Raw genomic sequence first — 17,946 nt, forward strand, 5'->3', positions numbered from 1 at the left:
CTAAGATCACATCCAACATAGTCGCCCCACGAGTCTACTCCTTACAACAAACGCCGCCGGGTCAAGACCACGGCAGCATAAAATCCCACGCAACAATACGCTACTAAAATAGCCAAATCAGTGATTGGCGTGACCGGCCAATTGCCTAACAATAGCGGTCGCACCAGATTTACCGCGGCATTCAGAGGCAATATATGGGCGACTATTTGTAGCCATGAAGGCAACTGTGCGGATGGATAATAGACGCCAGACAAAAAAATCATGGGCGTCAACACTAAAGTGAAATAATAAGTGAAGAAGTCATAACCTGTGGCCAGCGCATTGAAGACCAAGCCTAACGACCCAAACGTCATGCCGATCAAGAACAATAGAGGCAGTACCAGCAACGTGTGGAGATGCAACCCTATTCCCAGACAAAACATCACCAGAAGAATCGCCACACCGGAAAAAATCGACTTCGTCGCGGCCCACAACATTTCGGCTAATATCACGTCATCGAGCGCCAATGGCGCATTTAAAAGCGCATCCCAGGTTTTTTGCACGTGCATGCGTGAGAAAGCTGAATACAATGCCTCAAAAGACGCCGCCCACATGATCGACATGCAAATAGAGCCTGATGCGAGATAGTGAATGTAGGGAATGCCGTCAACTTCTTTTAACAAACTACCGAGGCCGTAACCGAACGCGAGCAAGGTAATCAGGGGATCAGCTATATTTCCCAGAACACTGGCGACAGCGAGCTTCTTCCATACCAGAAAATTGCGTCGCCAGATCGGTTGGAAGCGTTTAGAAAATTCAGGAAGTGCGTAGATATTCATTTTAATCCCGCATTTCACGGCCAGTGAGTTTTAGAAATAAGTCCTCAAGATTAGCGGGGCGATGAATGTAACGCACGCCGTGTGCCCCCTGAAGCATTCTGACCAACGTCTGCGCATCGTTGGTATAACAAAAAACCGTTTCACCACTTATCTCTATCCGCGCCGAAGCATGGCCATTATTTGCATCAAGCCACGCCTTTGCATTGTCGCCGTAAATTTCAACGACCTCAGACTCAATATGCTGCGCGATCAACTCACGCGGCGATCCCTCAGCAATCATTTTTCCATGATCAACAACCGCGAGTCGGTCACATAAACGCTCTGCTTCGTCCATAAAGTGCGTAGTCAACAGGATGGTCTTGCCCTGACTCAGCAAAGTCTTCAATCGCTCCCAGATCATATGCCGGGCTTGTGGATCGAGGCCGGTAGTCGGCTCATCCATAAAAATCAGATCAGGATCATTCACCAAAGCGCGCGCCAGGGTCAAACGTCTTCGCATGCCGCCCGACAATTCATTGATACGCGCATGCTGCTTGGTACCTAGATTGGCAAACTCCAGCAACTTCGGAATCCTGGCGTTAATAACCGCGTCAGGAATGCCAAAATAGCGACCAAATACCAAAAGGTTTTCCGACACGGTGAAATCAGGATCCAGGTTGTCGCCCTGTGGCACCACACCGACTCTTAAGCGAGCCAAACGCGCGTCTGCCGGCACAGGGTGTCCTGCGAGGCAAATATCTCCACTGTCCGCTGTCGTCAAGCCCAGACACAAGCGCAATGTGGTTGTCTTACCTGCACCATTCGGCCCCAACAATCCGTAGCATTCGCCCGCCCGCAAGGCAAACGAAAGCCCGTCGATGACAACCGTCCGAGAATCTTTTGCACCAAAGGATTTACGTAGGTCAGTGACGCTTAAAATAGATGAATCTGGGATTTCAGACATAAATTATCAATTTACCTATTTCACCTATTACGAGAGCCACGCGCCAATGCGTAGCAAATCATCGGACAGCGACGTTTCATATCAATGATAAAAATCGTGACTAATCGACAGCAGAATGAACAACCGCAAAAACTTCTTTCAGTGTACGGGAAATGCAAAAAAGCCAGGCATAGCCTGGCTTTCGATTTTAACGCAATGCGTTACTTGTAACCTGTGACGTCTTAGTCAGCTGTTGGGACTTCAGCGTCGTCGCTGACTTCAGGACGATCCATCAGCTCGATGAATGCCATCGGAGCGTTATCACCAACACGGAAACCCATTTTCAAGATGCGTAGGTAACCGCCATTACGGTTTGCGTAACGAGGGCCGAATTCAGCAAACAATTTCAATACCATTTCGCGGTCACGCAGACGGGCGAAAGCAAGACGTTTGTTCGCTAGTGTATCGGTCTTGCCCAATGTCAGAATCGGCTCGATAACGCGACGCAATTCTTTTGCTTTTGGCAATGTCGTCTTGATTGCTTCGTGACGCAGCAACGAAACAGTCATGTTGCGCAACATGGCCAAACGATGGGAAGAGGTACGATTTAACTTACGTAGGCCGTGACGATGACGCATGATAATTCCTTTCAGTTTTTGAGTTTAAATCCAGCTCTTCGATCGATTTAGGCTTATCACCTAGTCGCGGGCCGGTTAGTACGAGTTAACAACAGCTTGGTCAACATAACCAAATCGTCTCAACAGGGCCGAGATTTTAACCCGTCCGCGTTGAAACAACAAATATTAATTACAACAGAATTACTTTTCCAGACCAGCAGGAGGCCAGTTCTCTAATTTCATACCCAGAGTCAGACCACGAGATGCCAAAACTTCTTTGATTTCGTTCAATGACTTGCGACCCAGATTCGGTGTCTTCAACAGCTCATTTTCACTACGCTGTATCAAATCACCAATATAGTAAATATTTTCTGCTTTCAGGCAGTTCGCTGAACGCACTGTCAGTTCCAGATCATCGACCGGACGCAGCAGGATAGGATCAACTTGCGGTGCGCGTGATGGTGCTTCAGCAGCTGCTTCAGTACCTTCCAGTGCGGCAAACACATTCAATTGATCAACCAGCACACGTGCTGACTGACGAATCGCTTCTTCTGGCGTAATTACACCATTCGTTTCAATGTTGATGACCAGCTTATCCAAATCCGTACGTTGTTCGACACGAGCCGACTCAACTGCGTATGACACGCGGCGAACTGGTGAGAAAGATGCATCCAAAATAATACGGCCAATCGTCTTGTTCGAATCTTCCGACAAACGACGAACATTACCCGGTACATAACCACGGCCTTTTTCGACCTTGATTTGCATATCCAACTCACCGCCACCGGTCAAATGCGCAATAACGTGGTCTGGATTAACCAGTTCAACATCGTGCGGCAGATCGATATCGGAAGCCAATACAGCGCCTTCGCCGCCTTTTTTCAAGGTCAGTGTTACTTCGTCGCGGTTGTGCAGTTTAAAAACTACACCCTTCAAATTCAACAAAATATCAACAACGTCTTCTTGCACGCCATCCAATGATGAATATTCATGCACAACACCAGCGATAGTAACTTCAGTCGGTGCATAGCCTACCATCGATGACAGCAGGACGCGACGCAACGCATTGCCTAAAGTGTGACCATAACCACGCTCAAACGGCTCCATCACAACTTTAGCGTGACCTGCACCAAGCGCTTCTACTTCGATAATACGGGGCTTCAACAAACTGTTTTGCATGAAATGTCCTTTTCAATACCCTCGGCTCATTACACCGATAAGGCTGATGGCATTACGAAAAAAGCCCATCCGAGGATGGGCAACAAAAATAATAACGAATTAACGCGAGTACAGTTCGACGATCAACGATTCGTTGACATCAGCGGCGATTTCGCTGCGATCTGGCATGGACTTAAAAGTACCTTCCATTTTCTTAGCGTCAACGGATACCCATGAAGGCATACCGATTTGCTCTGCAAGCGACAACGCCTCAACTATACGTACTTGCTTTTTCGATTTTTCACGAACAGCAACAACGTCACCAGCCTTGACTTGATAAGAAGCGATGTTAACAACGTTACCGTTGACTGTGAACGCTTTGTGCGAGACCAATTGACGGCCTTCAGCACGAGTCGAACCAAAGCCCATACGATAAACAACGTTATCCAGACGCGCTTCCAGCAATCTCAGCAGCGTTTCGCCGGTGTTACCCTTGCGACGGTCTGCTTCAGCGAAATAACGACGGAATTGACGTTCCAAAATACCGTACATACGTTTAACTTTTTGCTTTTCGCGCAATTGGTTACCGTAGTCCGAAGTACGCGCACCTGAGGTACGACCATGTTGACCCGGCTTTGAATCCAGTTTGCACTTCGAATCCAAAGAGCGACGTGCGCTTTTGAGGAACAGATCCGTGCCTTCACGGCGTGATAGTTTTGCTTTAGGTCCAATATAACGTGCCACTTTAATTCCTTTGATGAGTGACGCCTGGCTGTATAGCCTGTAAGGGCTAACGCTACCTGACGCTAGTCTGTTCTACCTACAAACAGACGGTGGGCTTAAGAACAAAACCCGCCAAGGTCATTGGCGGGTTACTTGCTAACTGTCAATCCGAAAACTAACAGCGCAATAATTGCTTAGATGCGACGACGCTTTGGAGGGCGGCAACCGTTGTGTGGAACTGGTGTCACGTCTTGAATTTGGGTAATTTTGATACCCAGGTTATTCAAAGCGCGAACTGCAGATTCGCGACCAGGACCAGGGCCCTTGATGCGAACTTCCAGATTTTTTACACCACATTCAACTGCTACTTTACCGGCGGCTTCAGCTGCTACCTGCGCTGCAAATGGAGTCGACTTGCGGGAGCCTTTAAAGCCAGCACCACCAGATGTCGCCCATGACAACGCGTTACCTTGACGATCGGTAATCGTGATGATGGTGTTGTTAAAGGACGCGTGAATATGTGCGATACCTTCTGCAACGTTCTTTTTAACTTTTTTACGCACACGTGCTGCTGCGGCGTTATTGGGGGACTTTGCCATAATAATTTCCTTGAATCCGACTACAAATCAACGCGAAGTTAATTATTTCTTCAGCGATTGAGCGGCTTTACGCGGCCCCTTACGGGTACGGGCGTTGGTACGGGTACGTTGACCACGGCAAGGTAGACCCTTACGGTGACGCATACCACGGTAGCAACCCAGATCCATCAGACGCTTGATGTTCATCGACAGTTCGCGACGTAGATCACCTTCGACGATGAATTTTGCAATTTCATCGCGCAGCTTTTCTAATTCGCTATCGTCTAGATCTTTGACCTTTTTACTGGTCGAAATACCCGTCGCGTCGCAAATTTTCTGCGAACGTGGGCGGCCAACACCATAAATGGCGGTTAAGCCGATAACAGTGTGTTGATGGTTTGGGATATTTACCCCTGCAATACGTGCCATTCGTTATTCCTCGATCAATAACGTTAGTTAACCTTGACGCTGTTTATGGCGCGGTTCTATGCAAATGACGCGTAGAACGCCTTTGCGCTTAATGATCTTACAGTTGCGGCAAATCCGCTTAACTGATGCGAGCACTTTCATGGTAGCCCTCTTTCTTTCAGCTTAAGGTTCTAAATACTATTTATTTGGTACGGAAAACAATCCGTGCCCGGCTTAAATCATAAGGAGTCAATTCTACCGTCACCTTATCTCCTGGAAGGATACGAATATAATTCATTCGCATCTTGCCAGAAATATGACCGAGAACGATATGTCCGTTTTCCAACTTGACTCTAAATGTAGCATTGGGGAGATTCTCAAGAATCTCGCCTTGCATCTGGATAACGTCGTCTTTTGCCATTCGGTCTACTGGTTCCTCTGGGCGCTGCATCCAACTTAACGCGTAGGAATTCCGCCCTTAAAATTTGCTTTACGAAGCAGCGATTCATATTGCTGCGACATCACATAATTTTGTACTTGCGCCATGAAGTCCATGGTAACCACAACAATAATCAACAAAGATGTACCACCGAAATAAAATGGTACTTTCCAGCGCGCAATCAAGAACTCTGGTAACAAGCACACCAGTGTAATATAAACCGCACCTGCAAGCGTCAAGCGCATCAAGATCTTGTCAATATACCGTGCAGTCTGATCACCCGGACGAATCCCTGGAACAAATGCACCGCTCTTTTTCAGGTTATCTGCTGTTTCCTTGCTATTAAATACCAATGCGGTATAGAAAAAGCAAAAGAACACAATCGCAACTGCATACAATAACGCGTGAATCGGTTCGCCAGGAGCCAGTGACGCAGCCAGATCTTTCAGAAAACGTACTACCGGATTAGTAGTATCACCTGAAATGAACCAGCTGGTAATCGTTGCCGGAAACAAGATAATCGACGAAGCGAAGATAGGAGGAATTACTCCAGCCATATTTAGCTTCAGTGGCAAATGACTACTTTGACCACCATAAATCTTATTACCGACTTGCCGTTTGGCATAGTTCACCAGAATCTTGCGTTGACCACGTTCGATAAATACCACCACAAATGTGACCGCCGCAACAATAAGGCAAATCAAAATCGCTGATAGTGCTGCCATCGAACCAGTACGCACCAACTCAAACAAACCACCAACTGCATTCGGCAAACCAGCCGCTATACCCGCAAAGATAATGATCGAGATCCCGTTACCAAGACCACGCTCGGTAATTTGTTCGCCCAACCACATCAAAAACATCGTACCAGTCACCAGAGTAACTACCGTCGTGAAACGAAAAGCTAAACCTGGGTCAAGTACTAAGCCTGCTTGTGATTCAAGTGCTACTGCTATCCCTAAAGCCTGAAAAGTCGCTAATAGTAGCGTACCGTAACGTGTATATTGCGTGATCTTACGTCGCCCCGACTCGCCTTCCTTTTTCAAGGCCTCGAGTTGAGGTGACACGATCGACATCAGTTGCATAATGATCGATGCCGAAATATACGGCATGATACCTAATGCAAAGACAGTAAAGCGTGATAACGCACCACCGGAAAACATGTTAAACATACCCAGAATACCGCCCTGGTTCTGTTTAAACAACTGGGCTAACTGTGTCGGGTCAATGCCCGGCACAGGAATATGTGCGCCAATCCGGTAAACAACCAATGCTGCAAGCAAGAACCACAAACGGCCCCAAGGGAAACCGCTAGCAGCACTTTTCGCAAGTTGTGGAGTAGTCGCCAATTTTCGCTCCGAATCAGTAAGCCAAATTAAGCAACAGTGCCGCCAACTGCTTCAATCGCAGCTTTAGCGCCTTTAGTGGCGATCAAGCCTTTCAAGTTTACTTTTCTTGTCAGCTCGCCAGACAGGATAACCCGTACCACACGTGCCAGTTCACCGATAACACCGGCTTGCTTCAAGACCAAAATATCGATCTCAGTAACAGGCAATTGTTCCAGTTCCGACAAGCGAACTTCTGCTTTGAACGGTGTCGCCATTGATTTAAAACCGCGCTTAGGCAAGCGGCGTTGCAAAGGCATCTGACCGCCTTCAAAACCGACTTTATGGAAACCGCCTGAACGAGATTTTTGACCTTTATGACCACGACCGGCAGTTTTACCGATACCTGAGCCAATACCGCGACCTACGCGACGCTTGTAATGCTTTGCGCCATCTGCTGGTTGGATAGTATTCAATTCCATAATTTGCTCCGTTCGTAAGCCTAAGCTTACGAAACTACTTTCACAAGATAGGACACTTTATTGATCATGCCACGCACAGACGGTGTGTCTTGCAATTCGGAAACCGAATTAACACGACGTAAGCCCAAACCGCGCACTGTCGCACGATGTGTTTCACGCGTACCGATCAAACCTTTGATCAATTGTACTTTTAGAGTCTTTGTCATCTTGATCACCTTAGCTGATAATGTCTTCAACGGACTTACCGCGCTTAGCAGCAATTTCCGATGGAGTGTTCATTTTTGCCAGACCATTCAACGTAGCCCGAACCAAGTTGTAAGGATTAGTGGAACCGTTGGATTTAGCCACAACGTTAGTTACACCCATCACTTCAAAAATAGCGCGCATTGGACCACCAGCAATAACACCAGTACCTTCTTTAGCGGGAGCCATCAAAACAGATGAGGCGCCATGCTTACCGGTCAGGGTATGCTGCAAAGTACCATTTTTCAGCGTTACTTTGATCATCTTGCGACGGGCTTCTTCCATAGCCTTTTGCACAGCAACTGGCACTTCTTTCGATTTGCCTTTGCCCATGCCAATACGGCCATCGCCATCACCAACAACAGCCAATGCTGCGAATCCCATGATACGACCACCCTTAACCACTTTGGTTACACGGTTGACCGCAATCATTTTTTCGCGCATGCCATCATCCGGCTTGTCGCTTTGCATTTTCGATTGCATTTTTGCCATGACGATTTTCCCTTAGAACTTCAGACCAGCTTCACGTGCGGCATCTGCCAACACTTTGACGCGGCCATGGTAACGGAAACCGGAGCGATCAAACGCAACTTCGGTAACTCCGGCTTTCAATGCCTTCTCAGCGACACGCTTACCAACCAGCGATGCAGCAGAAGTGTTTCCGCCCTTGCCAGATTGGCCTGCCAACTCTTGGCGAACTTCGGCTTCCAGTGTCGAGGCCGAAGCCAACACTTTTGCGTCAGGGCCAATGATGCTGGCGTAGATGTGCAAGTTAGTACGATGCACTGCTAGGCGAGTCACCTTTAACTCTGCGATCTTGGCACGCGTTTGGCGTGAGCGGCGCAGACGTGATTGTTTCTTATCCATCGTCAACCCCTATTACTTCTTCTTGGTTTCTTTAAGGATTACCACTTCGTCCGAGTAACGAACGCCCTTGCCTTTATAAGGCTCAGGTTTGCGGTAAGCACGAACTTCAGCAGCAACCTGACCAACACGTTGCTTATCGATACCCTTGATGAGGATCTCGGTTTGCGTCGGAGTTTCACACTTTACGCCTTCTGGCATTTGGTGAGCAACAGGATGCGAAAAACCGAGCGACAAATTCAACTTATCGCCTTGCGCTTGCGCACGAAAACCAACACCTACCAAGTTCAGCTTCTTTTCGAAACCCTTAGTAACGCCGGTAACCATATTGTTGACCAGAGCACGTAGTGTTCCGGACATCGCATTGGCTTCGCGACTGTCATTCGCAGCTGCGAAATTAAGCGTACCGTTGTTGTTTTCGATAGTCACCAGACCTGTTAAGGACTGGGACAAAGTGCCCAACGGGCCTTTTACTACGATCTGCTCTGCAGAGATGGTCGCTTCCGCGCCAGCTGGCAGTGCAATCGGCATTTTACCTACACGTGACATGTTGGGCTCCTTAGGCGACGTAGCAAATAACTTCGCCACCGACACCGGTTGCGCGCGCTTTGCGGTCCGTCATGACACCTTGTGGTGTCGAAATAATTGCAACACCCAAGCCGTTCATCACATTTGGAATGTCATCTTTGCCCTTGTAGACGCGCAACCCTGGACGGGATACGCGCTCAATGCGCTCGATAACTGGACGGCCAGCGTAATACTTTAAACCGATTTTCAGTTCTGCTTTGCCACCTGCTTCGGCAACAGCAAAATCTTCGATGTAACCCTCGTCCTTAAGGACGTTAGCAATCGCAACTTTGACCTTCGACGATGGCATTGCCACGGCGGTCTTTTGTACTACTTGCGCATTGCGGATACGGGTCAGCATATCGGCGATAGGATCGCTCATACTCATTGCATATTCTCCTATTACCAGCTAGCTTTAGTCATGCCCGGAATCTCACCACGCATGGCGATTTCACGGAGCTTAATACGGCCCAGACCGAACTTGCGGAAAGTGCCACGTGGACGACCAGTCAAGGCGCAACGATTACGTTGACGAGTCGGATTCGAGTTACGTGGCAGCGCTTGCAATTTCAAGCGAGCTTCGTAGCGCTCTTCTTCCGACTTCGATTGGTCATCAATGATTGCCTTTAACTCGGCACGCTTACCAGCAAATTTCTTTACCAGGTCAGCACGCTTTTGTTCACGGTTAATCAGTGCCAGTTTTGCCATGGCAACCTCAGTTTCTGAACGGAAATTTAAATGCGGCGAGAAGCGATTTTGCTTCATCGTCGGTCTTAGCAGTCGTCGTAATACTAATATTCAGACCACGCAATACGTCAATCTTGTCGTATTCAATTTCGGGGAAAATGATCTGCTCTTTCACACCGATATTGTAGTTTCCACGACCGTCAAATGCACGACCGGACACACCACGGAAGTCACGAACGCGCGGTAGCGCGACAGTGACCAGGCGATCCAAAAACTCGTACATATGAGCGCCACGAAGCGTAACCATGCAACCAATTGGGTAGCCTTCACGGATTTTAAAACCCGCAATCGCTTTACGCGCCTTGGTCACAACTGGCTTTTGACCTGCAATCTTGGTCAAATCGCCAACAGCGTGCTCAATGATTTTCTTATCCGCAATGGCTTCAGATAAACCCATGTTCAGGGTGATCTTTAGAATACGCGGAACTTCCATTGCCGATTTGTAAGCGTATTTCGCTACCAGATCAGCAACGATCTTATTTTTATAGAACTCTTGGAGACGGGCCATGATCTCTTAAACCTTAACAACTTCGCCGCTGGACTTGAAGACGCGAACTTTTTTACCGTCCACGTCTTTAAAACCAACGCGATCTGCCTTGCCAGTTGCTGCGTTGAACAACGCAACATTTGACACATGAATTGGCATCAGCTTATCAACGATGCCACCAGTTTCACCCGTCATCGGATTTGGCTTAGTCGCTTTTTTAGCGATGTTAATACCATCAACGATAACGAAGTTAGCATCAACGCGTTGCTTTACAACTCCGCGCTTGCCCTTGTCTTTACCAGTCAGGACGATTATCTCGTCACTTTTCCGAATCTTATCCATCTCGACTCCTTACAGCACTTCAGGCGCGAGTGAAACAATCTTCATGAAGCGCTCTGTGCGCAATTCACGAGTGACTGGTCCAAAAATACGCGTACCAATTGGCTCCAGCTTTGCGTTCAGCAACACAGCTGCGTTACCATCGAACTTGACCAACGAACCATCGGGGCGGCGCACACCTTTAGCAGTGCGAACAACCACGGCGTTGTAGATCTCGCCCTTTTTAACACGACCACGCGGCGCAGCAACTTTGACAGTTACCTTGATAACATCGCCGATGCTAGCGTAACGACGCTTGGAACCACCCAGAACCTTGATGCACATAACTTCGCGCGCACCAGTGTTGTCGGCTACTTCGAGCCGGCTTTCCGTTTGAATCATAATATTTTCTTTCCCAACTTAACTCGCGGCCGCACTATGCGGATTTACGGTCAGTCTTGGTCCTGTCAGAAACATCCTGATGGATGTACTGCTTAGGTGGACGACTTCCAAAACTTCTTGCTAATTCTAACTTTCAACTGCAGAGTATTCATTTCGCTCTCATCGGGAACCAACAAGAGCGAAGCCAAGCATTATTACATCAAAATGCTTGGCTCGCAACAAATACTTATAAAACTTGTCCAACCTGTACAACACGCGTCACACTCCAGGCTTTAGTCTTGGAGATAGGGCGGCCTTCCTGGATCTCAACTACGTCGCCTTCCTTGGCCTGATTGGCTTCGTCATGCGCGTGGTACTTGTTAGTACGTACGATGATTTTGCCATACAGAGGATGCTTTACGTGGCGTTCGATTAGGACGGTAACTGTCTTATCCATTTTATCGGATACGACCTTACCAACCAGCGTGCGCTTCAGCGGTTGTTTCACTTGATCGTTCATTACTGGGCGCCCTTCAGATTGATGACGGTCTTTACCCGTGCGATATCGCGACGAACTTTCTTCAATTGCGACGTATTGTTCAATTGCTGAGTACCGATTTGCATACGAAGGCTAAACTGCGCCTTCAGCAACTCTTTCAGCTCTTTCGCCAATGCCGCTTGATCTTTGTCGCGGAGTTCAGATGCTTTCATGATTCACTCCAATTATTGGCCGATTTGACGCACGACGAACGTGGTCAATAGCGGCAATTTAGCTGCAGCCAAACGGAATGCCTCACGCGCGAGTGTTTCATCGACGCCATCCATCTCGTAAAGCATTTTACCTGGCTGAATTTCAGCCACGTAGTACTCAGGATTTCCCTTACCGTTACCCATTCGGACTTCGGCAGGTTTTTGGGAAATTGGCTTGTCTGGGAAAATACGAATCCAGATCCGACCACCCCGTTTGATATGACGTGTCATTGCGCGACGTGCAGCTTCGATCTGACGTGCCGTAATACGACCACGGCCAACCGCTTTCAGACCAAACTCACCGAACGACACAGCAGTGCCGCGCGAATGAGAAATGCCTTTGTTGCGGCCTTTTTGCTCTTTACGAAATTTTCTGCGTGCTGGTTGCAGCATGATTATTCTCCTGCTTTCTCAGCCGGTGCAACAACAGCACCTTCAGCAGCGCCATCCGGCTTTTTGGCACGGGCTGGGCGCGCAACTGCTGCACCTGGTCCTGCTGCCGTTGTAGTTTTAGGGCGTGGACGGCTAGACGGCTTACCATCGTCACGACGTGGACCACGACGCTTTTTGTCATCGTCATTAGGGATGTCGACTACCGGTGTTTCACCGTTAGGCAAACGATCACCTTTGTAAACCCAGACTTTGATACCGATAATGCCGTACGTAGTTTCAGCTTCGCCGAAACCGTAGTCAATGTCAGCGCGCAGAGTGTGCAGTGGCACACGGCCTTCGCGATACCATTCAGTACGAGCAATTTCGATACCATTCAGACGACCGGCTGACATGATTTTGATCCCTTGCGCGCCCAAACGCATTGCATTCTGCATTGCGCGTTTCATCGCACGGCGGAACATAATACGCTTTTCGAGCTGCTGAGCAATCGAATCAGCAATCAATTGTGCATCAGTTTCAGGCTTACGAATTTCTTCGATATTAACGTGAACCGGTACACCCATCAATTTAGTCAACGCTGACTTCAATACTTCGATGTCCTCGCCTTTTTTACCGATAACAACACCAGGACGTGAGCTGTAAATTGTAATACGGGCGTTCTTTGCAGGACGCTCAATAACAACACGGCCAACGGAGGCGTTCTTCAGTTTTTTCTTGAGGTAAGCGCGAACTTTCAGATCTTCATTTAGCATAGTGGCAAAATTACTATTGCCAGCATACCAACGTGAGCTCCAGTTACGCGTTACTGCAAGTCGAAAACCGGTTGGATGAATCTTCTGTCCCATCGTGACTCCTTAGTTTCCGACAGTCACGTAAATGTGACAGGATTGCTTCGAGATACGATCACCACGGCCTTTTGCACGCGCTGTGAAGCGCTTAAGGACCGAACCTTTTTCGACATAGATCGTCGTGATTTTCAGTTCGTCGATATCAGCACCATCATTGTGCTCGGCGTTCGCAATTGCGGACTCCAGAACACGCTTAATGATAGCTGCACCCTTCTTCGGACTAAACGTCAGAATATGAAGAGCTTGATCAACTTTTTTGCCGCGAATCAGATCGGCGACCAGACGGCCCTTTTGGGCCGACAGACGCACACCGCGGAGGGTAGCTTTAGTTTCCATCATCGGACCTTATCTCTTAGCCTTTTTATCGGCGGCATGACCCTTGAACGTACGAGTCAAAGCGAATTCGCCGAGTTTGTGACCGACCATATTTTCGGAAACATAAACCGGGACGTGTTGTTTGCCGTTATGCACAGCAATCGTCAAACCGATAAAGTCCGGCATGATGGTTGACCGACGCGACCAAGTCTTAATTGGCTTTTTGTCTTTGATTGCCTGAGCAGCCTCGACCTTTTTCACCAGGTGGGCGTCGCAGAACGGCCCTTTTTTCAATGAACGTGTCATGTGTTACCCCTTATTTCTTGCCACGGCGCGAGACAATCATTGAAGTAGTACGCTTGTTACGGCGTGTCTTCTTCCCTTTTGTCTGTTGACCCCATGGCGAAACTGGATGACGACCAGCTGCGGTTTTACCTTCACCACCACCGTGAGGATGATCGACCGGATTCATAACCACACCGCGAACGGTAGGACGAACACCACGCCAACGCATCGCACCCGCTTTACCAATCTTGCGCAGACTATGTTCCGCATTGCCGACTTCGCCGACCGTTGCACGACATTCGACGTGCACACGACGGACTTCGCCGGAACGCAGGCGAACCTGAGCGTAGATTCCTTCGCGAGCCATCAACACAACGCCAGCACCAGCAGTACGCGCCATTTGAGCGCCTTTACCTGGAAGCATTTCGACGCAATGCATGATGGTACCAACCGGAATATTGCGGATTGGAAGGCAGTTACCAGACTTAATCGTCGCTTGCGAACCATTCATCACTTGATCGCCTACTGCCATGCCTTTAGTTGCAATGATGTAATGACGCTCACCATCTGCATAGCATAACAAAGCGATATTCGCTGTGCGGTTTGGATCGTATTCGATACGCTCCACTTTCGCTGGAATACCATCTTTGTTACGTTTAAAGTCAATAACGCGATAGTGTTGCTTATGACCACCACCGATATGACGAGTAGTGATGTGACCGTTGTTGTTACGACCCGCAGTTTTCGATTTCTTTTCGATCAGGGCGGCAAATGGACGGCCTTTGTACAGGTCGGGATTAACGACCTTAACCATTCCACGGCGACCCGGCGAGGTCGGTTTAACTTTAACGAGTGCCATTATTTAGCCTCCTCGGTGAAGTTGATCTCTTGACCCGGCTTCAAACATACAAATGCGCGACGAGTATGATTACGTCGGCCGTTGGATTTACCGGAGCGCTTTTGCTTACCAATGCGGTTGGCGACTTGCACCGACTCAACCTGCACTTTGAAGAGCAATTCGACAGCAGCCTTAACTTCCAATTTGGTAGCGTCTGGTGCGATACGGAAAACGACTTGCTCGTTTTTTTCCGCAACAAACGTTGCCTTCTCGGAAATAACTGGCGCTAACAGCACTTTCATCAAGCGCTCTTCGCTATGTTTTAATGCGTTCATGCCAGCATCTCCTCAATCTTGGCCAATGCCAACTTGGTGATCAAGATCTTCTTGTAGAACACCAGAGAAACTGGATCAGCATGACGTGGCTCACATACCAGTACGCCTGGCAGGTTACGCGCCGCTAATAACAGGTTTTCTTCCAGGTTGTCAGTAATGATCAACACGGAATCCAGACCCATATCTTTTAGCTTTTGTGACAACAGCTTAGTCTTTGGTGCTTCTACTGAGAAATTCTCGACAACCGACAAACGACCTTCGCGTGCCAACTGAGACAGAATCGAGCAGATACCTGCGCGATACATCTTCTTGTTAACTTTATGCGTGAAATTTTCGTCAGGCGAGTTCGGGAAAATACGACCACCGCCACGCCACAAAGGTGATGACGACATACCAGCACGAGCGCGGCCCGTACCTTTTTGACGCCAAGGCTTTTTGGTTGTGTGATGAACTTCTTCACGATCTTTTTGCTTACGGTTACCGCTGCGAGCGTTAGCCTGATAAGCGACGACGACTTGGTGAATTAGCGCCTCATTGTAGTCACGACCGAATATAGTATCCGGAGCGGCAACATTTGAAGCAGCTTGTCCTTGGTCATTCAGGAGCTTGAGTTCCATGAATTAGGCTCCCTTCTTTGCTTTGACTTTAACAGCAGGCATCACGACAACTTGACCGTTCTTTGCACCTGGAACTGCGCCCTTAACCATCAGTAGCTGGCGCTCAGCGTCAACACGTGCGATTTCAAGGTTTTGCGTAGTTACAGTAACGTCACCCATGTGACCGGTCATACGCTTACCAGGGAAAACGCGACCTGGATCCTGCGCCATACCGATGGAACCTGGAACATTGTGTGAACGGGAGTTACCGTGGGTAGCACGACCGGATGAGAAGTTGTAACGCTTGATAACACCAGCGTAACCCTTACCGATTGAAGTACCCTGCACATCGACCTTTTGACCAGCTTCGAACAAACTAGCAGCGATAACGTCGCCGGCAGTCAATTCAGATGCTTTAGCAGAATCGATACGGAATTCTCTTAGGATGGTACCAGCTTCTACGCCAGCTTTGGCATAGTGACCGGCTGCAGCTTTATTCACGCGTGAAGCGCGACGCTGACCGAATGCTACTTGAACAGCGGTATAACCGTCTGTTTCAGGCGTTTTGATTTGAGTCACACGGTTGTTCGATACGTCTACAACGGTAACAGGAATTGATTCCCCATCATCCGTAAAGATGCGCATCATACCAACCTTGCGACCAACAAGGCCTAGGCTCATTGTTTTCTCCATTCCCGCCTACGATTGGGCGGGGCTGATGTTGTACTACTAAATACGTGTGATTGTGGAATCCACGACCACACCGAAGCCGACTAGTATATCCGGGATAAATTTAATTTGCAACACCAAGTTGATCATGGTATGTGCAGAATATATCCCGTTAAATCTTTTTTACAACAGTTGCAACGCAACTGTTGTAAATCAGAAATTACTGCAGTTTGATTTCTACATCAACGCCAGCTGGCAAGTCCAGTTTCATCAATGCATCAACAGTTTTGTCTGTAGGATCAACGATGTCCATCAAACGTTGGTGCGTACGGATTTCGAATTGATCGCGTGAAGTCTTATTAACGTGCGGCGAACGCAAAACGTCAAAACGCTGAATACGTGTTGGCAAAGGTACCGGACCCTTAACGACTGCACCAGTGCGCTTTGCTGTATCGACGATTTCTTGTGCCGACTGATCGATCAAACGATAGTCAAATGCTTTCAGACGAATCCGGATTTTTTGATTTGGAGCAGACATGATTTTCCTTTAAAGAACGACCCTTGAATGAATAGCCATCCAAGGTATATTTAACAACCTGTCCGGCCTAAAGCGCTCCGAACAGGTACACCAACTTATTGTGGATCTGGCAGGATCTTGGCAACAACACCCGCGCCAACTGTACGACCACCTTCACGAATAGCGAAGCGCAAGCCTTCTTCCATCGCGATTGGGTTGATCAACATCACAGTGATCGACACGTTATCGCCCGGCATGACCATTTCTTTGCCTTCTGGCAAAGCGATCGAACCAGTGACGTCCGTGGTACGGAAATAGAACTGTGGACGATAGTTGTTGAAGAACGGTGTATGACGGCCGCCTTCATCTTTCGACAACACATAGATCTCGCCAGTGAAATGCTTGTGTGGCTTGATCGAACCTGGCTTGGCCAAGACTTGACCACGCTCAACGTCTTCACGCTTGGTACCGCGCAACAACACACCGACGTTATCGCCAGCTTGACCTTGGTCTAGCAACTTACGGAACATTTCAACACCAGTACAGGTCGTTTTTTGTGTGTCGCGGATGCCGATGATTTCCAGCTCTTCGCCAACTTTCACAATACCACGCTCAATACGACCAGTCACAACAGTACCGCGACCGGAGATCGAGAATACGTCTTCCACTGGCAGCAAGAAAGCACCGTCAACTGCGCGCTCCGGGGTTGGAATGTAGCTATCCAACGCATCGGCCAGTTTCATGATCGCTTCTTCGCCCAACGGACCTGTGTCGCCTTCCAGCGCCAGCTTCGCTGAACCCTGGATGATTGGCAGATCGTCGCCTGGGAAATCGTACTTGCTCAATAACTCACGCACTTCCATTTCAACCAGCTCGAGCAACTCAGCGTCGTCAACCATGTCTACTTTATTCAGAAACACAATGACGTATGGCACACCAACTTGACGCGCCAACAGGATGTGCTCACGCGTTTGCGGCATTGGACCATCAGCAGCAGAACAAACCAGAATCGCACCGTCCATCTGAGCAGCACCAGTAATCATGTTTTTAACATAATCAGCATGGCCTGGGCAGTCAACGTGCGCGTAATGGCGATTCGCTGTTTCGTATTCTACGTGCGAAGTATTAATAGTAATACCGCGTGCACGCTCTTCCGGGGCAGAGTCAATCGTGCTGAAATCGCGCATGTCGCCGCCGAATTTCTTGGTCAGCACTTTAGAAATCGCCGCAGTCAGTGTAGTTTTACCATGATCAACGTGGCCAATCGTACCGACGTTAACGTGCGGCTTGGTCCGTTCGAATTTACTTTTTGCCATTTTATTC

The 17,946-nt window shown here is 48.5% G+C and carries 32 protein-coding genes; all 32 read right to left on the minus strand.

What is annotated here, in order from left to right; all coding sequences use genetic code 11:
- Positions 1-41: 41 nt before the first annotated feature.
- Positions 42-818: an ABC transporter permease gene (locus ACXX82_RS09195; protein WP_458562805.1), complete on the minus strand. Its 777-nt coding sequence runs from the start codon at positions 816-818 to the stop codon at positions 42-44.
- 1 nt (position 819) lies between these two features.
- Positions 820-1,761, minus strand: a complete 942-nt coding sequence (locus tag ACXX82_RS09200; protein WP_458562806.1) for an ATP-binding cassette domain-containing protein — start codon at positions 1,759-1,761, stop codon at positions 820-822.
- Between the two features lie 221 nt (positions 1,762-1,982).
- Positions 1,983-2,378, minus strand: coding sequence for a 50S ribosomal protein L17 (rplQ, locus tag ACXX82_RS09205; protein ID WP_205322885.1), 396 nt, complete (start codon positions 2,376-2,378; stop codon positions 1,983-1,985).
- A gap of 180 nt (positions 2,379-2,558) precedes the next feature.
- Positions 2,559-3,536, minus strand: coding sequence for a DNA-directed RNA polymerase subunit alpha (locus ACXX82_RS09210; RefSeq protein WP_205322884.1), 978 nt, complete (start codon positions 3,534-3,536; stop codon positions 2,559-2,561).
- A gap of 99 nt (positions 3,537-3,635) precedes the next feature.
- Positions 3,636-4,259: a 30S ribosomal protein S4 gene (gene rpsD / locus ACXX82_RS09215; RefSeq protein ID WP_108441470.1), complete on the minus strand. Its 624-nt coding sequence runs from the start codon at positions 4,257-4,259 to the stop codon at positions 3,636-3,638.
- Positions 4,260-4,432: 173 nt separating this feature from the next.
- Positions 4,433-4,837: a 30S ribosomal protein S11 gene (rpsK, locus tag ACXX82_RS09220; RefSeq protein ID WP_014004417.1), complete on the minus strand. Its 405-nt coding sequence runs from the start codon at positions 4,835-4,837 to the stop codon at positions 4,433-4,435.
- Between the two features lie 42 nt (positions 4,838-4,879).
- A complete protein-coding gene (rpsM, locus tag ACXX82_RS09225) occupies positions 4,880-5,245 on the minus strand; it encodes a 30S ribosomal protein S13 (RefSeq protein WP_108441471.1) in 366 nt (121 codons plus the stop codon).
- A 27-nt stretch (positions 5,246-5,272) separates the two neighbouring features.
- On the minus strand, positions 5,273-5,386 hold the full coding sequence (gene rpmJ, locus ACXX82_RS09230) for a 50S ribosomal protein L36 (protein WP_168054150.1): 114 nt from the start codon (positions 5,384-5,386) through the stop codon (positions 5,273-5,275).
- Positions 5,387-5,426: 40 nt separating this feature from the next.
- Complete coding sequence (gene infA / locus ACXX82_RS09235) at positions 5,427-5,645, minus strand: translation initiation factor IF-1 (RefSeq protein ID WP_014004414.1); 219 nt, start codon at positions 5,643-5,645, stop codon at positions 5,427-5,429.
- Between the two features lie 35 nt (positions 5,646-5,680).
- Positions 5,681-7,012: a preprotein translocase subunit SecY gene (gene secY / locus ACXX82_RS09240; RefSeq protein ID WP_108441473.1), complete on the minus strand. Its 1,332-nt coding sequence runs from the start codon at positions 7,010-7,012 to the stop codon at positions 5,681-5,683.
- 26 nt (positions 7,013-7,038) lie between these two features.
- Positions 7,039-7,470 carry a 50S ribosomal protein L15 gene (gene rplO / locus ACXX82_RS09245; protein WP_168054152.1) on the minus strand — a complete coding sequence of 144 codons (432 nt, stop codon included), beginning with the start codon at positions 7,468-7,470 and terminating at the stop codon, positions 7,039-7,041.
- Between the two features lie 26 nt (positions 7,471-7,496).
- Positions 7,497-7,676, minus strand: coding sequence for a 50S ribosomal protein L30 (gene rpmD, locus ACXX82_RS09250; RefSeq protein WP_205322882.1), 180 nt, complete (start codon positions 7,674-7,676; stop codon positions 7,497-7,499).
- Between the two features lie 10 nt (positions 7,677-7,686).
- On the minus strand, positions 7,687-8,205 hold the full coding sequence (gene rpsE / locus ACXX82_RS09255; protein WP_322233924.1) for a 30S ribosomal protein S5: 519 nt from the start codon (positions 8,203-8,205) through the stop codon (positions 7,687-7,689).
- A gap of 12 nt (positions 8,206-8,217) precedes the next feature.
- Positions 8,218-8,580 (minus strand): 50S ribosomal protein L18, encoded by a 363-nt coding sequence (gene rplR, locus ACXX82_RS09260; protein WP_108441477.1) that lies wholly within the window; start codon positions 8,578-8,580, stop codon positions 8,218-8,220.
- 12 nt (positions 8,581-8,592) lie between these two features.
- Positions 8,593-9,126 (minus strand): 50S ribosomal protein L6, encoded by a 534-nt coding sequence (rplF, locus tag ACXX82_RS09265; RefSeq protein WP_205322881.1) that lies wholly within the window; start codon positions 9,124-9,126, stop codon positions 8,593-8,595.
- Positions 9,127-9,136: 10 nt separating this feature from the next.
- Positions 9,137-9,532, minus strand: a complete 396-nt coding sequence (gene rpsH / locus ACXX82_RS09270; RefSeq protein ID WP_205322880.1) for a 30S ribosomal protein S8 — start codon at positions 9,530-9,532, stop codon at positions 9,137-9,139.
- 14 nt (positions 9,533-9,546) lie between these two features.
- The gene (gene rpsN / locus ACXX82_RS09275) at positions 9,547-9,852 is read right to left on the minus strand and encodes a 30S ribosomal protein S14 (protein ID WP_108441480.1); all 306 of its coding nucleotides are present in this window, start codon (positions 9,850-9,852) and stop codon (positions 9,547-9,549) included.
- A 7-nt stretch (positions 9,853-9,859) separates the two neighbouring features.
- On the minus strand, positions 9,860-10,399 hold the full coding sequence (gene rplE, locus ACXX82_RS09280; RefSeq protein WP_205322879.1) for a 50S ribosomal protein L5: 540 nt from the start codon (positions 10,397-10,399) through the stop codon (positions 9,860-9,862).
- Positions 10,400-10,405: 6 nt separating this feature from the next.
- Positions 10,406-10,720: a 50S ribosomal protein L24 gene (gene rplX, locus ACXX82_RS09285; RefSeq protein WP_205322878.1), complete on the minus strand. Its 315-nt coding sequence runs from the start codon at positions 10,718-10,720 to the stop codon at positions 10,406-10,408.
- Positions 10,721-10,729: 9 nt separating this feature from the next.
- Positions 10,730-11,098, minus strand: a complete 369-nt coding sequence (rplN, locus tag ACXX82_RS09290; RefSeq protein WP_108441483.1) for a 50S ribosomal protein L14 — start codon at positions 11,096-11,098, stop codon at positions 10,730-10,732.
- A gap of 226 nt (positions 11,099-11,324) precedes the next feature.
- A complete protein-coding gene (gene rpsQ / locus ACXX82_RS09295) occupies positions 11,325-11,597 on the minus strand; it encodes a 30S ribosomal protein S17 (protein WP_168054164.1) in 273 nt (90 codons plus the stop codon).
- Positions 11,597-11,788 carry a 50S ribosomal protein L29 gene (gene rpmC, locus ACXX82_RS09300; RefSeq protein WP_205322877.1) on the minus strand — a complete coding sequence of 64 codons (192 nt, stop codon included), beginning with the start codon at positions 11,786-11,788 and terminating at the stop codon, positions 11,597-11,599. Before rpmC ends, rpsQ begins: the two co-directional genes overlap by 1 nt.
- Positions 11,789-11,800: 12 nt before the next feature.
- Entirely contained in the window at positions 11,801-12,220 is a 420-nt protein-coding gene (gene rplP, locus ACXX82_RS09305; protein ID WP_168054168.1) for a 50S ribosomal protein L16, read from the minus strand.
- A 2-nt stretch (positions 12,221-12,222) separates the two neighbouring features.
- On the minus strand, positions 12,223-13,065 hold the full coding sequence (rpsC, locus tag ACXX82_RS09310; protein ID WP_322233932.1) for a 30S ribosomal protein S3: 843 nt from the start codon (positions 13,063-13,065) through the stop codon (positions 12,223-12,225).
- Positions 13,066-13,074: 9 nt separating this feature from the next.
- Positions 13,075-13,407 carry a 50S ribosomal protein L22 gene (gene rplV, locus ACXX82_RS09315; RefSeq protein WP_184013448.1) on the minus strand — a complete coding sequence of 111 codons (333 nt, stop codon included), beginning with the start codon at positions 13,405-13,407 and terminating at the stop codon, positions 13,075-13,077.
- Positions 13,408-13,413: 6 nt separating this feature from the next.
- Positions 13,414-13,689 carry a 30S ribosomal protein S19 gene (gene rpsS, locus ACXX82_RS09320; RefSeq protein ID WP_108441488.1) on the minus strand — a complete coding sequence of 92 codons (276 nt, stop codon included), beginning with the start codon at positions 13,687-13,689 and terminating at the stop codon, positions 13,414-13,416.
- Positions 13,690-13,699: 10 nt separating this feature from the next.
- Positions 13,700-14,527, minus strand: a complete 828-nt coding sequence (rplB, locus tag ACXX82_RS09325) for a 50S ribosomal protein L2 (protein WP_322233934.1) — start codon at positions 14,525-14,527, stop codon at positions 13,700-13,702.
- Positions 14,527-14,841: a 50S ribosomal protein L23 gene (rplW, locus tag ACXX82_RS09330; RefSeq protein ID WP_168054172.1), complete on the minus strand. Its 315-nt coding sequence runs from the start codon at positions 14,839-14,841 to the stop codon at positions 14,527-14,529. The genes rplB and rplW overlap by 1 nt, the downstream gene beginning before the upstream one ends.
- Positions 14,838-15,458 carry a 50S ribosomal protein L4 gene (rplD, locus tag ACXX82_RS09335; RefSeq protein ID WP_168054174.1) on the minus strand — a complete coding sequence of 207 codons (621 nt, stop codon included), beginning with the start codon at positions 15,456-15,458 and terminating at the stop codon, positions 14,838-14,840. The genes rplW and rplD overlap by 4 nt, the downstream gene beginning before the upstream one ends.
- Before the next feature lie 3 nt (positions 15,459-15,461).
- Positions 15,462-16,130, minus strand: a complete 669-nt coding sequence (gene rplC / locus ACXX82_RS09340) for a 50S ribosomal protein L3 (RefSeq protein ID WP_240162494.1) — start codon at positions 16,128-16,130, stop codon at positions 15,462-15,464.
- Between the two features lie 196 nt (positions 16,131-16,326).
- The gene (gene rpsJ, locus ACXX82_RS09345) at positions 16,327-16,644 is read right to left on the minus strand and encodes a 30S ribosomal protein S10 (protein WP_108441493.1); all 318 of its coding nucleotides are present in this window, start codon (positions 16,642-16,644) and stop codon (positions 16,327-16,329) included.
- A 95-nt stretch (positions 16,645-16,739) separates the two neighbouring features.
- Positions 16,740-17,939: an elongation factor Tu gene (gene tuf, locus ACXX82_RS09350; RefSeq protein WP_205322864.1), complete on the minus strand. Its 1,200-nt coding sequence runs from the start codon at positions 17,937-17,939 to the stop codon at positions 16,740-16,742.
- Between the last annotated feature and the right edge of the window lie 7 nt (positions 17,940-17,946).

It is taken from the genome of Glaciimonas sp. GNP009, assembly GCF_054343755.1.

Bases quoted from the DNA above. Each gene is read 5' to 3' on its own strand.
- ACXX82_RS09195 (WP_458562805.1), bottom strand. From the start codon at position 818: ATGAATATCTACGCACTTCCTGAATTTTCTAAACGCTTCCAACCGATC.
- ACXX82_RS09200 (WP_458562806.1), bottom strand. From the start codon at position 1,761: ATGTCTGAAATCCCAGATTCATCTATTTTAAGCGTCACTGACCTACGT.
- rplQ (WP_205322885.1), bottom strand. From the start codon at position 2,378: ATGCGTCATCGTCACGGCCTACGTAAGTTAAATCGTACCTCTTCCCAT.
- ACXX82_RS09210 (WP_205322884.1), bottom strand. From the start codon at position 3,536: ATGCAAAACAGTTTGTTGAAGCCCCGTATTATCGAAGTAGAAGCGCTT.
- rpsK (WP_014004417.1), bottom strand. From the start codon at position 4,837: ATGGCAAAGTCCCCCAATAACGCCGCAGCAGCACGTGTGCGTAAAAAA.
- rpsM (WP_108441471.1), bottom strand. From the start codon at position 5,245: ATGGCACGTATTGCAGGGGTAAATATCCCAAACCATCAACACACTGTT.
- rpmJ (WP_168054150.1), bottom strand. From the start codon at position 5,386: ATGAAAGTGCTCGCATCAGTTAAGCGGATTTGCCGCAACTGTAAGATC.
- infA (WP_014004414.1), bottom strand. From the start codon at position 5,645: ATGGCAAAAGACGACGTTATCCAGATGCAAGGCGAGATTCTTGAGAAT.
- rplO (WP_168054152.1), bottom strand. From the start codon at position 7,470: ATGGAATTGAATACTATCCAACCAGCAGATGGCGCAAAGCATTACAAG.
- rpmD (WP_205322882.1), bottom strand. From the start codon at position 7,676: ATGACAAAGACTCTAAAAGTACAATTGATCAAAGGTTTGATCGGTACG.
- rpsE (WP_322233924.1), bottom strand. From the start codon at position 8,205: ATGGCAAAAATGCAATCGAAAATGCAAAGCGACAAGCCGGATGATGGC.
- rplR (WP_108441477.1), bottom strand. From the start codon at position 8,580: ATGGATAAGAAACAATCACGTCTGCGCCGCTCACGCCAAACGCGTGCC.
- rplF (WP_205322881.1), bottom strand. From the start codon at position 9,126: ATGTCACGTGTAGGTAAAATGCCGATTGCACTGCCAGCTGGCGCGGAA.
- rpsH (WP_205322880.1), bottom strand. From the start codon at position 9,532: ATGAGTATGAGCGATCCTATCGCCGATATGCTGACCCGTATCCGCAAT.
- rpsN (WP_108441480.1), bottom strand. From the start codon at position 9,852: ATGGCAAAACTGGCACTGATTAACCGTGAACAAAAGCGTGCTGACCTG.
- rplE (WP_205322879.1), bottom strand. From the start codon at position 10,399: ATGGCCCGTCTCCAAGAGTTCTATAAAAATAAGATCGTTGCTGATCTG.
- rplX (WP_205322878.1), bottom strand. From the start codon at position 10,720: ATGGATAAGATTCGGAAAAGTGACGAGATAATCGTCCTGACTGGTAAA.
- rplN (WP_108441483.1), bottom strand. From the start codon at position 11,098: ATGATTCAAACGGAAAGCCGGCTCGAAGTAGCCGACAACACTGGTGCG.
- rpsQ (WP_168054164.1), bottom strand. From the start codon at position 11,597: ATGAACGATCAAGTGAAACAACCGCTGAAGCGCACGCTGGTTGGTAAG.
- rpmC (WP_205322877.1), bottom strand. From the start codon at position 11,788: ATGAAAGCATCTGAACTCCGCGACAAAGATCAAGCGGCATTGGCGAAA.
- rplP (WP_168054168.1), bottom strand. From the start codon at position 12,220: ATGCTGCAACCAGCACGCAGAAAATTTCGTAAAGAGCAAAAAGGCCGC.
- rpsC (WP_322233932.1), bottom strand. From the start codon at position 13,065: ATGGGACAGAAGATTCATCCAACCGGTTTTCGACTTGCAGTAACGCGT.
- rplV (WP_184013448.1), bottom strand. From the start codon at position 13,407: ATGATGGAAACTAAAGCTACCCTCCGCGGTGTGCGTCTGTCGGCCCAA.
- rpsS (WP_108441488.1), bottom strand. From the start codon at position 13,689: ATGACACGTTCATTGAAAAAAGGGCCGTTCTGCGACGCCCACCTGGTG.
- rplB (WP_322233934.1), bottom strand. From the start codon at position 14,527: ATGGCACTCGTTAAAGTTAAACCGACCTCGCCGGGTCGCCGTGGAATG.
- rplW (WP_168054172.1), bottom strand. From the start codon at position 14,841: ATGAACGCATTAAAACATAGCGAAGAGCGCTTGATGAAAGTGCTGTTA.
- rplD (WP_168054174.1), bottom strand. From the start codon at position 15,458: ATGGAACTCAAGCTCCTGAATGACCAAGGACAAGCTGCTTCAAATGTT.
- rplC (WP_240162494.1), bottom strand. From the start codon at position 16,130: ATGGAGAAAACAATGAGCCTAGGCCTTGTTGGTCGCAAGGTTGGTATG.
- rpsJ (WP_108441493.1), bottom strand. From the start codon at position 16,644: ATGTCTGCTCCAAATCAAAAAATCCGGATTCGTCTGAAAGCATTTGAC.
- tuf (WP_205322864.1), bottom strand. From the start codon at position 17,939: ATGGCAAAAAGTAAATTCGAACGGACCAAGCCGCACGTTAACGTCGGT.